Raw genomic sequence first — 13,886 nt, forward strand, 5'->3', positions numbered from 1 at the left:
GCTGAAGCTTCAGCTCACTGCATGATGGTGACGATCTGCGTGTAGCAGGTGGTCGGGTCGATGAACGACTGGGCCCCGTCGAGGGTGCAGACGGCACCGCCGTAGGTGCCGTAGAAGACCTGCGCCGAGCAGGAACCTCCAACGTCGCTGACCTCCACGCGCCAGACGCACGTCTTCGCGCCGGCCGGGTTCGCCGTGTCGACCGTCCAGTAGTACTCCTGGGCGATCAGCGGCGTCGGAGCGGGGGCGCTGACCTGGAAGCCGCCATAGTTGGCGTGGGGCACGGGGTAGGGGTTGTACACGCCGTTGAGCGTCCCCGTCAGGACCTGGATGCCGAGGTAGATGTCGACGCCCGTCTGGTTGTAGACGAGGAGGTCCTCCAGGGCGGGGGCCACGGACTCCACGGAGGGACCCTTCCGCACGGGGACCTGGACCGCGCTCTCTGCGCGCAGGCTGACGTATTCGTCACGCCCGGAGAGGAAGTCGGGATATTGCTCCACCTGCCCGGCAAGCGCGAGCGACGGCGTGAGAGACAGCAGCGAGCCAGCCAGGAAACGCTTCACGTTCCTCGTCATGGACTTCTCCTGTGTTGTTTGTGCGGGGTTGGCCGAAGCCAATGCCTTACTAGCACTGGTCGTAAATCAATTTCAAACTTAAACGGGCAATGCCGACAATTCTGTATCTGTGGATGATTCCGGTCCGGGCGTGTTGCGCTCGTATTTGAATGCCGTCTAAGGGGTTTCCGCTGGGCCAAAAAAGACTTACGTCGCATCGCTCGACACAACGCGGTGATTCAAGGCCAGGGGCCGTGGCACGCGCGACGCCTGGGACGAGAGAGTGTGGTGGAAGGGGCCTGGAGAGGCATCGCGCTCCTTGTCATTGGATGTTTGTCGCCGGTGTCTGGGTTTGTCGGGCGACTGGGGTTTCTCCGATGTGGAGAGTTATTCGGGTGCAGGCGAGAAGAATGACGTTCCTGCACCCATGCAGGGTCGTGGCGGGACGGGCGGTTTCGCTTCCGTCGACGCGATGCTCCCGGAGCATCGCGCTACTCGAGACGTGGGCTCAGGACGCGAAGTCGGTGGAGAGGGAGAGGGCGCGGTGGGTGGCCAGCTCGCGGGCGACGAAGGCGTTCTTGTCCTCGATGCTCTTCACCGTGTCACTGCCCAGGGCCAGGCGCAGCGGTGGGTTGGGCAGCTTCGCCAGCTCGAGCAGCGCCGTCGCCAGCTTCGCCGGGTCGCCCGGCTGACGGTGGTTGAGCTCGGCGGCGCGGTTCCGCACCGCGCCGGAGGTCTCCGCGTAGTCGGGAATGACGTTCGCTGCCCGCGAGAGCGAGGCCGTGTCCAGGAAGTCGGTGCGGAAGTAGCCGGGCTCGACGACGGTGACGTGGATGCCCAGCGGGGCCAGCTCCTCGTGCAGCGCCTCGCTCAGGCCCTCCACGGCGAACTTCGTGGAGCAGTACACGCCCCAGCCAGCCCCCGAGCGGTACCCGCCAATGGAGGACAGGTTGATGATGTGCCCGGAGCGCTGCTTGCGCATGACGGGGAGCACCGCGCGGGTGACGGCGAGCAGGCCGAAGACATTGGTGCGGTAGAGCTTCTCGACCTCCTCGGCGCTCGCCTCCTCGACACCGCCGAGCAGTCCGAAGCCCGCGTTGTTCACGAGCACGTCGATGCGGCCCGCGCTCTGCGCGACCTGACGGGCATCGGCCTCGTCGGTGACGTCCAGCTTCGCCAGCACCAGGTTCGGGTGGTCCTTCAAGGGGATGCCGCGGGGGTTGCGCGCGGTGGCGATGACGCGGTCGCCCGCGTCGAGGGCCGCCTGGGCGATGCGGAGGCCAAAACCACGGGATGCGCCAGTGATGAGCCAGGTCTTCATGGGATGTGCTCCTCTTCAGCGGGTTGCACGTGAAGAAGTAGGCCTTCGCGACCCGTGAGAGAATGCGCACGGCAGGCACAAGACTGTTGAGCCATGCTCAACACGGAGAAGGGAGTACGCATCCCCATGCAGGCGGACGTGCGTGAGCTGACGGTGTTCCTGGAGATCGCCCGGTGTCTGAACTTCCGTCGCGCGGCGAGCGCGCTGGGGGTGACGCCCTCGGCGCTGAGCCACAGCCTGCGCGGGCTGGAGGAGAAGCTGGGCTTGCGGCTGGTCCACCGCACCACGCGGAGCGTGGGATTGACAGCGGCGGGCGAGCGGCTCGCGCAGCGGCTGCGCCCGGCGTTCCGGGACATCGACGACGCGCTCGATGACCTCAATGCGTTCCGGGAGGCCCCGGTGGGCCGGCTGCGCATCACCTCCGCCCGGGTGGCGACGCGGCTGGCCCTGATGCCAGTGCTGGGCCCCTTCCTGGAGGCCTATCCGGGCATCGAGGTGGACGTCGTCGACGGCGCCGCGTTCGTGGATATCGTCAGGGAGGGCTTCGACGCCGGGGTGCGCTTTCGCGAGCGCGTGGCCGCGGACATGGTGGCGATTCCGCTGGGGCCACCGCTGCGCTCAGCCATCGTCGCCACGCCGGCGTACTTCGCGAAGCATCCACCGCCGAAGGCGCCCAGGGACCTGGCCACCCATGACTGCATCCAGCTCCGGTTCACCAGCGGCGCCCATTACGCGTGGGAGCTGGAGCGCAACGGCAAGGCCCTGGAGGTGGAGACGCGCGGCCGGCTGGCGCTGGGCGACCAGGTGGAGATTCTGGAGGCCGCGCTCGCCGGAATGGGGCTGGCGTACGTCTTCGAGTCCCAGGTCGAGGCCCTGCTCCAGCAGCGGCGCCTGGTCCGCGTGCTGGAGGCGTGGTGCCCGCCCTACCCGGGTTTCTTCCTCTACTACCCGAGCCGCAGGCACCTGCCACCCGTGCTCAAGGCCTTCGTGGACTTCGTCCGGGCGAAGGCCTGACGGCGCCCGGGGCCTACTGCACCCAGCGTTTGCTGGTCTGGTAGACGTCCACCAGGGGGGAGACGAGCGCGATTCTCGGCCCCCAGCGGGTGGCGTCCACCAGGTCCTCGGCCCGCAGGGATTTCAGTGAAAGAATTTCCGACATACAGGCCAGCGGGGCGAGCTGCCAGACCCGCGTGAGGTCGTCTTCCGTCACGTCGCCGATGAGCTCGCCATGCGTCTCGTCCACCACCGGCAGCCGGCACACGCCATATCGCTGCATCAGTGACAGGGCCCTCACCACCGTGTCCCGGGGGAAGAGCGTCACTGCCTTGGCCACCACGTCCCTGCGCTCCGTGTCCTGTTCCATCATCACCGGCCTCGCCACCCAGTTGTTGCCCTGCGAGGCGCTGAAGCAAGACGGTTGCCAACAGCGGCGCTCCCCTCTGACGGGGGCGGGGAGGCATGCGAGGGCCGCCGCTGTCGGCCGGGCGACAGTCTCTGGAAGAGGGACCCGGCCGTTCGCTACAGGCGGATGCCCACGGTGGTGCGCAGCTGGGTATCGAGCTTGGGGACGCCGAGCGGTGGGGAGTTGTCGAAGGTGAGGTTGAAGCCGATGCCCACCGTGAGACGCTCGTTGGGCTTCACCTCGAAGATGGTGTCGTTGAGCAGGCGGATGTCCGCGGGGTTCGTCACGCGGGGTTGGGCGTACAAGGTCTCCACCAGGAAGACGTTCTCCATGAACTCCAGCCGCCCCAGCACGTAGCTGGACAGCCGCGGGTCGGTCCGGAACTGCCCCGCGTCCGGCTCGGTGTCACGGCGGATGCGTTCATGCTCCAGCATCAGCGCCACCCCCGCCACGAGCGTCGCCTTCTTCTCGGTCAACACCTTCACCCGGGGGCCGGCGCCCAGCAGGGCCCTGAACTGGATGCGGCGGAACTCGTCGTACTCGTGCTGGAGGAAGACCTCCCAGGAGCGCCGCTCCGTGACGTGGTAGCGGTAGCGCAGGTGTTCCAGCGTCTTGGAGACGATGGTCTCGTCGGCGGCGAAGGCGTACTCGCCGCGGATGACCCCTAGCCAGGTGTGCCGCTCCGTCCGCCACTGGCCCAGCAGGGAGCCCCGTACGCTGAAGAGGTCGGTGCTCCCCGTGCGCCAGTCCGTGCCCAGGTCCATCGCGAAGGAATGGCCCGGGGCCGAGTTTTCCTCGAACAGCGCCTGGACGTTGACGATTTGCGCCGCCGCGCTCGCCGCATGGAGCCATGCGAGCAGCAGCACCCATCCGCTGAAACGAGGTCCCACCATTGCGTCGGTAGCGCCCCCGCGGCTCAGGGCAGCCGCTCCACCGTGGCGCCCACTCGCTCGAGCAGCTCACGGTACCAGTCGAAGGCGCGCGCCGTGCGCTCCCCCAGGGCCTTGGCGCCCCAGAGTACGGTGAGGGTGCGGCGGGTGTCCGCGTTCGTCTTGGTGCGCTGCGCGTCCTTGACGGCGTTGGCGCACGGCCCCTCCGCGTCGAAGAGGCACAGCAGGCCCGCGAGGTCGATGCTCTGCCCGGAGGCGTTGAACACGTACTGCGCGCCGGCGGGCGCCACGCCGATGCGGAAGGGCGCGGTGGCGCGGTCCAGGTCCACCACGCTGATGGGCAGGCCGCTGTGCAGGGACACCGCGTTGCAGGCGTCCACGGCGAGGTTGATGGTGCCCAGCGAGCCGTCACCCGAGGCGCGCACCAGGTACTCCGACGCGGGCTTGCCCCGCCCGGTGGGCTTGTAGCCGCCGTGCCGGAGCATGTCGCGGATGGCGCCGCGCACGGTGTCGTCGCTGGCCAGGGGCGCGGAGGCGCCGGGCTTCAGCAGCGCCACCAGCCACTCGGGGGAGGGCAGCGTGCCCAGGGGCCCGGGGAAGGTGGTGGTGAAGGCGAGCGCATCCAGGGAGGGGTGAGGGTCGACGGTCAGCACGGCGCGGCAGTCTATGCCACGGCATGCGTGGGGGCAGGTCCCACTTCCAGCCCACGGCCGGGGGCTCCTCCGCCTGTCCGCTCCCGTGCAAGAGAAGTCGCTTTCCTGGGGTTTGGAACATTCTTCCCGGGGCGCCACACGTGGCATAAGGGCGCCGCACCCGCTTCCGGGGCCCCCCGTACGCACATGATTCGTCTCGACAACATCAGCAAGCAGAACGGCCAGCAGATTCTCTTCATCGAGGCCTCCGCGGCGCTCCACAAGGGGGAGAAGGTGGGGCTCGTCGGCCCCAACGGGGCTGGCAAGACGACGCTGTTCCGGATGATTACCAGCCAGGAGCACCCCGACGAGGGCCAGGTCGCGGTCGACCGGGGCGTCACCATTGGCTACTTCAGCCAGGACGTGGGGGAGATGCAGGGCCGCAGCGCCGCCGCCGAGGTCATGGACGGCGCGGGCCCCGTGAGCGAGGTGGCCGCCGAGCTGAAGGCGCTGGAGGCGGCCATGGCCGACCCGGACCAGGCGGACAACATGGACAAGCTCGTGGAGCGCTACGGCGTGGTGCAGGGGCGCTTCGAGGAGCTGGGCGGCTACGCGCTGGAGGGCCGCGCGCGGGAAATCCTGGCGGGCCTGGGTTTCTCCCAGGAGATGATGGACGGCGACGTGGGCGCGCTGTCGGGCGGTTGGAAGATGCGCGTGGCGCTGGCCCGCATCCTCCTGATGCGCCCGGACGCGATGCTGCTCGACGAGCCCAGCAACCACCTGGACATCGAGAGCCTCATCTGGCTGGAGGAGTTCCTCAAGAACTACGACGGCGCGCTGCTGATGACGTCGCACGATCGCGAGTTCATGAACCGCATCGTGAACAAGGTGGTGGAAATCGACGGCGGCTCGCTGTCCACCTACTCGGGCAACTACGCGTTCTACGAGCAGCAGCGCGCGATGAACGAGAAGCAGCAGCAGGCCCAGTTCGAGCGCCAGCAGGCCATGCTCGCCAAGGAGCTGAAGTTCATCGAGCGCTTCAAGGCGCGCGCGTCGCACGCGGCGCAGGTGCAGAGCCGCGTGAAGAAGCTGGAGAAGATTGAGCGCGTGGAGCCGCCCAAGCGCCGCCAGACGGTGCTCTTCGAGTTCCAGCCGGCGCCGCGCTCGGGCGACGACGTGGTGAGCCTCAAGAACGTCCACAAGGCCTACGGCAAGCGGGTCATCTACGAGGGGCTGGACTTCCTGGTGCGCCGCACGGAGCGCTGGGCCGTCATGGGCGTCAACGGCGCGGGCAAGTCCACGCTGCTGAAGCTGGTGGCGGGCGCCTCGCAGCCGGACGAGGGCAACGTGGTGCTGGGGGGCAGCGTGAAGATGGGGTACTTCGCGCAGCACGCCATGGACCTGCTGGACGGCGAGCGGACGGTGTTCCAGGCGCTGGAGGATGCCTTCCCCCGCGCGGGGCAGGGCTCGCTGCGGGCGCTGGCCGGGTGCTTCGGCTTCTCAGGCGACGAGGTGGAGAAGAAGTGCCGCGTGCTGTCCGGTGGTGAGAAGGCCCGGTTGGTGATGGCGAAGATGCTCTACGACCCGCCCAACTTCCTGGTGCTGGACGAGCCCACCAACCACCTGGACATGGCGACGAAGGAGATGCTGATCACGGCGCTGTCCCGCTACGAGGGGACCATGCTCTTCGTCTCGCACGACCGTCACTTCCTGGCCGCGCTGTCCAACCGCGTGCTGGAGCTGACGCCCGAGGGCATCCACCAGTACGGCGGTGGCTACACCGAGTACGTGGCCCGCACGGGCCAGGAAGCGCCCGGCCTGCGGAGCTGAGACACGCGGCGGAACAGGGCGCGCATGCCGCGTCCTGCTCCCGCCATGCGCCTGAGCAGGAGCGCCGCGCATGCCTCGCGGCGTGCTTGCTCCCGCCACGCGCCTGAGCAGGAGCGCCGCGCGTGCCTCGCGCCGTGGCGTGCTGACGCAGGGCGGTTACGCGAGCGAGGCCGGCCGCACCTGCCTGTGCTCAGGGCTTCGCGCGGCCCTGCGCCGACACGGCGACTCGGAGCGCCCGCACCTCGCCCAGCAGCTCCCTGGCGGCGCCGAGCGTGTCAGCGGACGGTGCCGTGGAGGAGGGGAGGGCCGGCTCGGGATGCTGCGGCTCGCCCAGCCCGGCGTCCCGGTGCATGCGCACCCGCGCCATGATGACGTCTCGAATCTCCTCTGGAGCGTCCACGCCCCGGAAGTGGGCCTCGTGCAGGCCTTCGGTGTGGGATGCGTCCGCGTCCTGGGAGCCGCCTTTGCTGCCTCCGCCCGCCGTCTCCACCTTGACGTCGGCGAGGCCGAACAGCCGCTGGAGCGGGTTCTGCCGGATGGAGACCTGCTGGATGTTGGCGAAGGTCATCGTCTTCTCCTGGAGCGAGACGAGCCCTTCCCGGATGCGCAGGCTCCGGTCGGAGAGGATGTACCAGCGGTACTCGTAGTCGAGCCACGCCACCAGGAAGGTGATGGGGGCCTGCACGGCGAACGCGAGCCAGGCGAACACCTCGAAGATGAAGAAGGCGGTGTCCGCATATTCATAGGGCAGGTTCGGGACGAACCGGTGCTTCACCGCCACCCAGGTGAAAATCAGGCCCACCACGACGCCGACCTGCCGCATGCCCCAGCGGAGCAGCTGGAGCTGACGGTAGGCCGGGGCGGAGCGGAACACGCGAACCGCCGCCCCCTCGGGGATGAGGGGCGCGGGGGGCACCTTCAGCAGGCGCAGGAACCAGGCGGGCGCGGTGTCAGGCATCCTGCTTCTCCCGCGTGTCGCCGCTGCCCAGGCTCAGCCGCAGGGCCCGCACCTCCGATGCAATCTCCCGGAGCGTCGCCGCGAGCTCATCCGAACCCTCCGGCGTGAGGCGCGCCGCATCGTTCGTGGGCACGGCGCGCTCCCGGCTTCCCCGCATCTTAGAATAGAGGAAGTCGCGCATGGCTCCGAAGTCGGGGATGCCCTCGATGGTGATCTCCGCCTGCGCGTTGCCGCTGGCCGTCTGGATCTGGATTCGCGCGAGCCCCAGCCAGCGCTCCACCACGTTGCTGGACAGGTGGATGTCCTGGATGCGCGCGTACGTCAGGGAGACTTCGCGCCGGAAGAAGATGCCCCAACGGACATTGATGCCCTCGTCGTCCAGCGTGTAGCGGAGCGTCTGGTACTTGAAGTAGCGGATGAGCCCGAGGATGGGGAAGCCGGGCCCGGCCAGCAGCGCGCTGACGAGGTAGTAGGTGAGCAGGCTGCGGTGCGGCTGCAGCACCGTGGGCAGGCGCGACAGGAAGCCCCCGTCACCGGTCGCGGCCGTGAGTGCGTGAGACGAGTCGGTCATGGACGGACGTGCGAAGGTTTCCGCGTGCAGCGGATGCGGGTGGTACGGGTGGGAACGGGCGTGATTGCACGGGCCCGCCCGGCATCAAGTACATGCGGTACATAAGCACACGGCTCGCGGAACGAGCCTGCACGAGGAGCGATGATGAGCAGCTTCCTGGGAGAGGCTTGGCATGTGCGCGTTGTCGATACGCGCTTCGGTGCCTTTCTACCTGCTATTGGATTCCGAGTTCCTCCAGGAGAGGCTCCAGAGACGGCCTCAATCCATGTCGGCTGCACACGTCCCGAAGTTCGGCGACGTTCAGATTCGCTCTGTTGTGCTCCAGCAGTTCGACCACATCATTTATGGACTTACGCCCCTGCGCATAGAGCTTCAGCGCGATGAGGTACGGCAGGCTGACGACATGCAGTGGGCTTCCGGGGCCCAAAGGCATGTGAGCCGCTTGCATCGCTTCCCGGACAAGCACAGTTGCATCTCTCGCGCTTGGCCATGGATTTTGGAAGTTCACGACCTCGATAGGATCGAAATCCGCTCCCAAAATACGAAGAACGCCTCCAAGTGCGTCCCCGTCGTCCGGGTACTCGAACGTGACTTCGAAGCCATGAGCGCGAAGGGTCGCTTCTAACTGACGGAAGCTCTTGAATGGGTCGACATTGATCGCCAAATCAAGGTCTTCCGTCTGCCGCACATAATGATGCGCCGCCATCGCTGCGGCACCGATCACAATAGCAGGAACATCATGCCGCTTCAGGAGCTCAACAACCTGCTCGGCGACTTCGATGGTCCGCTCGTATCGCGCATCCATCGGGGAGCTAGTCACCACACTCCAGTTCACCTGACTGGAGCAATGCCACCCGCTTCTGAATCAGGCGAGAGCGCCCCTTCAGCGAAAGCGCCAGCAAGACTCGTTCCCTGGGACTCATGGCGGCCATGCGCTCGAAGTGCAGCTTGCGCGCCCACTCAGCACTCTTGCTCGGCCGTTGCCCGTACATGCCGTGCGGCGCCGCGGTACTAGAGTCCATTGTCGGCTCCCTGCTTCGGGGCAGTGCCTTCAGGTGAGAAGCGTGCCGTCGAATATCCGGCACCGGGTTGCTCGCTACCAACCCATTTGTAGTCATCGAGGTGGTGGCCTGTCAACTAGCAGTTGGCAATGAGGGAGGCCTAAGTTGTTGAAGTTACTTGGGAATCTGGCTTCGCCTGAGAAGTGGCTCGGGCTGATCCGGGAACGAACCGTTCGGCGTTACTCGAACAACCGGCTCGCCAGCCGCGCCAGCTTCTGGGCCTTGCCCGTGTAGGGCGGGAAGAACAGGTGGACCAGGGATGTGCGGCCCTGGCGCAGCACCGCGCGCTCGTGGCTGAAGGTCCGGAAGCCCGTCTCGCCGTGGTAGGCGCCCACGCCGCTGTGGCCCACGCCGCCGAAGGGCAGGTTGGGGTTCACGTTGTGCAGCACCACCGTGTTGATGCACGCGCCCCCCGAGCGCGTCTCCCGCAAGAGCCGCTCCACGGTGGGCTCGTGCTGGCTGAACACGTAGAGCGCCAGCGGCTTGCCGCCCTCGCGCACCTGCGCCACCACGTCGTCGAGGGACTCGAAGCGCAGCACCGGCAGCACCGGTCCGAAAATCTCCTCGTCCATGATGGGGGCGTCCGGCGACACGTCCGCGAGAAGCGTGGGCGCGATGAAGCGCGAGTCCGCGTCCACGCCGCCGCCGGCCACCACCCGCGCCCCGGCCTCCACGGTACGGTCCAGCAGCCGGCGCACGCGCTGGAAGGCCGCGTCATCCACCATGCGGCACAGGTCCGTGTTCGCGCGGCGCGCCTCCTCGGTGCGCCCGTAGAAGCGCTCCAGGGCCGCCTTCATCGCCTCCAGCAGGGCCTCTTCCCTCGAGGCGTGAACCCACACGTGGTCCGGGGCCACGCACGTCTGGCCGCCGTTGAGGAACTTGCCCCACACCACGCGCTCGGCGACGGCCTCCACGTCCGCCGTCTCGTCGACGATGACGGGGGACTTGCCGCCCAGCTCCAGCGTCACGCTGGCCAGGTGCCTCGCCGCGGCCTCCATCACCCGCCGGCCCACGCGGGGCCCGCCCGTGTAGAAGAAGTGGTCGAAGGGCAGCCGCAGCAGCGCCTCGCCCACCTCCGGGCCGCCCTCCACCAGCGCCACCTCCTCCGGTGGAAAGACGTCCTTCAGCAGCTCCGCCATGAAGCGCGCCGTGTTCGGCGTCTTCTCGCTGGGCTTGCACAGGACGGTGTTGCCCGCGGCGACGGCGGCCACCAGCGGCGACATCAGCAGGTGGAAGGGGTAGTTCCACGGCGCCAGCACCAGCACCACGCCCCGGGGCTCGTACTGCACCAGGCTGGAGGTGCCCGTGAGCAGCAGGGGCGTGGAGGCCTTCCGCGGCTTCATCCACGTCTTGAGGTGCTTCTGGATGTAGGCCAGCTCCATCAGCACGGGGAGGACCTCGGTGGCCTCCACCTCGGCGCGCGGCTTGCGGAAGTCGGCGTAGAGCGCGTCCGCCAGGGCCTCGCGACGGGCGATGAGCTGCGTCTTGAGCGTCTCCAGCCGGGCCAGCCGCTCCTTCACGCCGCGGCGCGCCACGTCCCAGCGGCTCGCGTGGAGGCGGTCGAACGCCTCCTGCACGCCGTCTGGCATCCGCTCTTCTTCCAGCCTCACCACGCGCATCGACCGGCTCCTTCCGGAGGTGTCCCGCTTCGAGAACACCTCCTGCCCCGGCTTTTTGCCTACTCCATCATCCGGGTCGCGCGGGAGGCGATTTCCTGTAACTTCCCGCGGTACGGCGGGAAGAACACCGAAGCCATCGACTTCATCCACTGGACCATCACCGCCCGTTCGTGACTGAAGGTCTTGAAGCCGAAGTGGCCGTGGTAATTCCCCAGGCCGCTGGTGCCCACGCCGCCAAAGGGCAGGTTGGGGTTCGCGAGGTGGACCAGCACGTTGTTCACCACCGTCCCGCCGGACGTGGTGTTCTGGAGGATGTCCTCCACCGTGCGCTTGTCCTGGCTGAACACGTAGAGGGCCAACGGCTTCCCACCCGCGCGGATGTGCGCGTAGACCTCCTCGCGCGACTGGTAGGTCAGCACCGGCAGCACGGGGCCGAAAATCTCGCTCTCCATCACCGGGTTGTGAATGGTCACGCCCGAGAGCACGGTGGGCGCGATGTAGCGCGAGGGCCCGTCCGCCTCTCCGCCCACCTCCAGCTTCGCGCCCGCGGCTACCGAGCGGTCGACCAGGTCCTTCACCCGCTGCCACGCCACCGGGTCCACCAGCCGCGTGAAGTCAGGGCTCGCCTGCCGCTCCTGCTCCGAGCCGCCGTAGAAGCGGGTGATGGCCGCCTTCAGCGCGTCGACGAAGGCCCGCTCCCTGGACGCGTGCACGAACACGTGGTCCGGGGCCACGCACGTCTGGCCGCCGTTGATGAACTTGCCCCAGCACACGCGCTCCGCCGCGGCGTCGATGTCCGCCGTCTCGTCGATGATGACGGGGGACTTGCCGCCCAGCTCCAGCGTCACGCTGGCCAGGTGCTTCGCCGCGGCCTCCATCACCTTGCGGCCGATGCGCGTGTTGCCGGTGAAGAAGATGTGGTCGAAGGGCAGCTCCAGCAGCGCCTCCGCCGTCTCGGCGCCGCCCTCGAACAGTGCCACCTCGTTCTCCGGGAACACGTCCTTCATGAGCTGGGCGAGGAAGCGCGAGGTGTTCGGCGTCTTCTCGCTGGGCTTGACCATGACGGTGTTGCCCGCGGCGATGGCGGCCACCAGCGGCGACACCACCAGGTTGAAGGGGTAGTTCCACGGCGCCAGCAGCAGCACGTTGCCGCGCGCCTCGTAGCGCACGTAGCTGGACGAGCCCGCCAGCAGCATCGGCGTACCCACGCGCGTGGGCTTCATCCACGACTTGAGGTGGCGCACCGTGTGGTTCAGCTCCTCCAGCGTGGGGTGCAGCTCCGTCAGCTCCACCTCCACGGCGGGCTTGCGGAAGTCCGCATGGATGGCCTCCGCCAGCTCCGCGCGGCGGGCGATGATGGCCTCGCGCAGGCGCTTCAGCCGGGCGATTCGCTCGGCGGCGGTGGTGCGGGACATCGTCCAGCGGTGCGCGCGCTGGGCCTCGAACACCGCGCGGATGCGCTCGGTGTCGGCGGTGGGGGGCGACGCGACGGCGGTGGTGGCTTCGAGCATGGGACTCTCCTGGGGTGTGGCAGGACGCTCAGCGGGTTTCGAGCCCGCGGAGAAGGGTGGTGAGGGCGGCGGTCAGCTCGGTGGTGAAGTCCACGCGCAGCGGGGCCAGGTGGGGCACCTGCTCCAACACCTCGCGCGCCACGGGCGCCAGGTCCGCCAGGTGCCGCAGGCCCGTCACCAGGGCGTGCAGGTGGAGGAAGAAGCGAGGGCCGTCCCCTTCCTTCAGGAAGGGCAGCCGCTGCTCCACCAGGGTGCCGGCGCGGACCAGCGCCGCCAGCAGCCGCTCCTTGAAGGGGCGGAGCTGCTCGGCCGTGACGTTCTGCTCCAGCACCGTCTGGAGCAACGCCAACAGCCGCGTCAGGGCTTCCTCGCCCTCGAGCGACTCGGCCACGGTGCGCGCCAGCCGGGGCCCCGTCCAGTCGGGCTCGCCCTGCGCCAGCAGGCCCTCCAGGCGGCTGAACCAGGCGAAGAGCAGGTCCTCCAGCAACGCGAGGAACAGCGCCTCCTTGGTGGGGAAGTAGAGGAACACCGTCCCCTTCGCCAGCAGCGCCCGCCCGGCCACGTCCGCCATCTTCACCTCGGCATAGGACGTGGCCTGGTACAGCGCGAGCGCCTCATCCAGGATGAGCCGCCGCCGCGCCTCCTTGTCCTCGTCCTTGCGGGCCCGCTGGGGCAGGACCCGCTTCGCCTTCGCCGCCGGGTTGCTGACCATGACGCATCGGTAGGTGACCCGAGGTCAGTCGTCAAGTGACTCAAGGTCATTTGTTGAGTGGCTGGCTGGGTGGGGTGATGTGTGGTGGAGTGGGCTCATGCGTCCCATCGAGGCGGAGCTCCTGTCGGGCAGCGCGCTGTACCGGGAGGTGGTGCTGGAGAAGCTGCTCCACGCCCGCGAGTCGGTGTGGATGGCCACCGCCAACGTGAAGGCGATGTTCGTGGAGCACGGCGGCCGCTTCGTCCCGCTGGTGGAGGTGCTGGACGGGCTGGCCTCGCGCGGGGTGGCGCTGCGGCTGCTTCACGCGGAGCTGCCCAGCCGTCCCTTCCGCGCCGCGTTCGATGCGCGGGCGCGGCTGGTGGCCGGAGGCCTGGCGCTCAAGGTCTGCCCGCGCGTGCACTTCAAGGCGGTGGTGGTGGATGGGGCCTGGGCCTATCTGGGCAGCGCGAACCTCACCGGAGCGGGGCTGGGAGCGAAGGGCGAGTCGGCGCGCAACTTCGAGCTGGGCTTCGTCACCGAGGACTTCGACGTCATCGACCGGGTGACGGCGCTCTACGAGGCGGTGTGGAGCGGCGCGGAGTGCAGGGCGTGCAAGCTCCGCGCGGAATGCCCCGACCCCATCCTGCCGGCGGGCAGGCGAGCGCCGGAGCCACGGCGAAAGCGCGGCGACGCCACGCGCCTGGGCAAGGCCCGGCGGCTCCCGCGTGGCACGGGGAACGCCAGGCGGTAGGCGCCTCGTGGGGGTGGGGGAGGCCGCACGCACCGTGCGCTGAAATCAGCGCCCTTCCGCTGTAGCGTGCCGCCTTCGAACGCGCGCTTTTCGTC

At 68.5% G+C, this 13,886-nt stretch carries 14 protein-coding genes; 3 read left to right on the top strand and 11 right to left on the bottom strand.

The features are described 5' to 3' along the window. Positions 1–14: 14 nt before the first annotated feature. Together VZL07_RS17430 and VZL07_RS17435 are read right to left on the bottom strand one after the other, a co-directional pair. Positions 15–575, bottom strand: a complete 561-nt coding sequence (locus tag VZL07_RS17430) for a hypothetical protein (RefSeq protein ID WP_426756679.1) — start codon at positions 573–575, stop codon at positions 15–17. 487 nt (positions 576–1,062) lie between these two features. Further along, positions 1,063–1,875, bottom strand: coding sequence for an oxidoreductase (locus tag VZL07_RS17435; protein ID WP_426756680.1), 813 nt, complete (start codon positions 1,873–1,875; stop codon positions 1,063–1,065). A gap of 93 nt (positions 1,876–1,968) precedes the next feature. Here VZL07_RS17435 and VZL07_RS17440 point away from each other — a divergent pair, with 93 nt between their 5' ends. After that, complete coding sequence (locus VZL07_RS17440; RefSeq protein WP_426756681.1) at positions 1,969–2,889, top strand: LysR family transcriptional regulator; 921 nt, start codon at positions 1,969–1,971, stop codon at positions 2,887–2,889. Positions 2,890–2,902: 13 nt separating this feature from the next. Here VZL07_RS17440 and VZL07_RS17445 read toward each other — a convergent pair whose 3' ends face one another. From VZL07_RS17445 to VZL07_RS17455, 3 genes are all read right to left on the bottom strand, one after another. Continuing rightward, positions 2,903–3,241 (bottom strand): CBS domain-containing protein, encoded by a 339-nt coding sequence (locus VZL07_RS17445; RefSeq protein ID WP_426756682.1) that lies wholly within the window; start codon positions 3,239–3,241, stop codon positions 2,903–2,905. 152 nt (positions 3,242–3,393) lie between these two features. Continuing rightward, positions 3,394–4,170, bottom strand: a complete 777-nt coding sequence (locus VZL07_RS17450; RefSeq protein ID WP_426756684.1) for a DUF481 domain-containing protein — start codon at positions 4,168–4,170, stop codon at positions 3,394–3,396. A gap of 23 nt (positions 4,171–4,193) precedes the next feature. Then, positions 4,194–4,820, bottom strand: a complete 627-nt coding sequence (locus VZL07_RS17455) for a phenylalanine--tRNA ligase beta subunit-related protein (RefSeq protein WP_426756685.1) — start codon at positions 4,818–4,820, stop codon at positions 4,194–4,196. Between the two features lie 186 nt (positions 4,821–5,006). Here VZL07_RS17455 and VZL07_RS17460 point away from each other — a divergent pair, with 186 nt between their 5' ends. Further along, on the top strand, positions 5,007–6,629 hold the full coding sequence (locus VZL07_RS17460) for an ABC-F family ATP-binding cassette domain-containing protein (protein ID WP_426756686.1): 1,623 nt from the start codon (positions 5,007–5,009) through the stop codon (positions 6,627–6,629). Between the two features lie 190 nt (positions 6,630–6,819). Here the strand turns inward: VZL07_RS17460 and VZL07_RS17465 are convergent, their stop codons facing one another. From VZL07_RS17465 to VZL07_RS17490, 6 genes are all read right to left on the bottom strand, one after another. Then, positions 6,820–7,587 (bottom strand): PH domain-containing protein, encoded by a 768-nt coding sequence (locus VZL07_RS17465; RefSeq protein ID WP_426756687.1) that lies wholly within the window; start codon positions 7,585–7,587, stop codon positions 6,820–6,822. Next, entirely contained in the window at positions 7,580–8,158 is a 579-nt protein-coding gene (locus VZL07_RS17470) for a PH domain-containing protein (RefSeq protein ID WP_426756688.1), read from the bottom strand. The genes VZL07_RS17465 and VZL07_RS17470 overlap by 8 nt, the downstream gene beginning before the upstream one ends. A gap of 214 nt (positions 8,159–8,372) precedes the next feature. After that, positions 8,373–8,963: a hypothetical protein gene (locus VZL07_RS17475; protein WP_426756689.1), complete on the bottom strand. Its 591-nt coding sequence runs from the start codon at positions 8,961–8,963 to the stop codon at positions 8,373–8,375. 435 nt (positions 8,964–9,398) lie between these two features. Beyond that, on the bottom strand, positions 9,399–10,838 hold the full coding sequence (locus VZL07_RS17480) for an aldehyde dehydrogenase family protein (RefSeq protein WP_426756690.1): 1,440 nt from the start codon (positions 10,836–10,838) through the stop codon (positions 9,399–9,401). Between the two features lie 59 nt (positions 10,839–10,897). Beyond that, the gene (locus VZL07_RS17485; protein WP_426756691.1) at positions 10,898–12,349 is read right to left on the bottom strand and encodes an aldehyde dehydrogenase family protein; all 1,452 of its coding nucleotides are present in this window, start codon (positions 12,347–12,349) and stop codon (positions 10,898–10,900) included. Between the two features lie 28 nt (positions 12,350–12,377). Beyond that, positions 12,378–13,061, bottom strand: a complete 684-nt coding sequence (locus VZL07_RS17490; RefSeq protein WP_426756693.1) for a TetR family transcriptional regulator — start codon at positions 13,059–13,061, stop codon at positions 12,378–12,380. Positions 13,062–13,158: 97 nt separating this feature from the next. Between VZL07_RS17490 and VZL07_RS17495 the strand changes: the two genes are divergently transcribed. Continuing rightward, positions 13,159–13,791 (top strand): phospholipase D-like domain-containing protein, encoded by a 633-nt coding sequence (locus VZL07_RS17495; protein WP_426756694.1) that lies wholly within the window; start codon positions 13,159–13,161, stop codon positions 13,789–13,791. The last annotated feature ends 95 nt before the right edge of the window (positions 13,792–13,886 follow it).

The organism is Pseudomyxococcus flavus (assembly GCF_050038885.1).
Classification (GTDB): Bacteria; Myxococcota; Myxococcia; order Myxococcales; family Myxococcaceae; genus Myxococcus; species Myxococcus flavus.

Coding starts and splice junctions, on each gene's coding strand:
- VZL07_RS17470 (WP_426756688.1), bottom strand. CDS start 8,158: ATGACCGACTCGTCTCACGCACTCACGGCCGCGACCGGTGACGGGGGC.
- VZL07_RS17440 (WP_426756681.1), top strand. CDS start 1,969: ATGCTCAACACGGAGAAGGGAGTACGCATCCCCATGCAGGCGGACGTG.
- VZL07_RS17445 (WP_426756682.1), bottom strand. CDS start 3,241: ATGATGGAACAGGACACGGAGCGCAGGGACGTGGTGGCCAAGGCAGTG.
- VZL07_RS17430 (WP_426756679.1), bottom strand. CDS start 575: ATGACGAGGAACGTGAAGCGTTTCCTGGCTGGCTCGCTGCTGTCTCTC.
- VZL07_RS17450 (WP_426756684.1), bottom strand. CDS start 4,170: ATGGTGGGACCTCGTTTCAGCGGATGGGTGCTGCTGCTCGCATGGCTC.
- VZL07_RS17495 (WP_426756694.1), top strand. CDS start 13,159: ATGCGTCCCATCGAGGCGGAGCTCCTGTCGGGCAGCGCGCTGTACCGG.
- VZL07_RS17490 (WP_426756693.1), bottom strand. CDS start 13,061: ATGGTCAGCAACCCGGCGGCGAAGGCGAAGCGGGTCCTGCCCCAGCGG.
- VZL07_RS17480 (WP_426756690.1), bottom strand. CDS start 10,838: ATGCGCGTGGTGAGGCTGGAAGAAGAGCGGATGCCAGACGGCGTGCAG.
- VZL07_RS17460 (WP_426756686.1), top strand. CDS start 5,007: ATGATTCGTCTCGACAACATCAGCAAGCAGAACGGCCAGCAGATTCTC.
- VZL07_RS17465 (WP_426756687.1), bottom strand. CDS start 7,587: ATGCCTGACACCGCGCCCGCCTGGTTCCTGCGCCTGCTGAAGGTGCCC.
- VZL07_RS17435 (WP_426756680.1), bottom strand. CDS start 1,875: ATGAAGACCTGGCTCATCACTGGCGCATCCCGTGGTTTTGGCCTCCGC.
- VZL07_RS17485 (WP_426756691.1), bottom strand. CDS start 12,349: ATGCTCGAAGCCACCACCGCCGTCGCGTCGCCCCCCACCGCCGACACC.
- VZL07_RS17475 (WP_426756689.1), bottom strand. CDS start 8,963: ATGGATGCGCGATACGAGCGGACCATCGAAGTCGCCGAGCAGGTTGTT.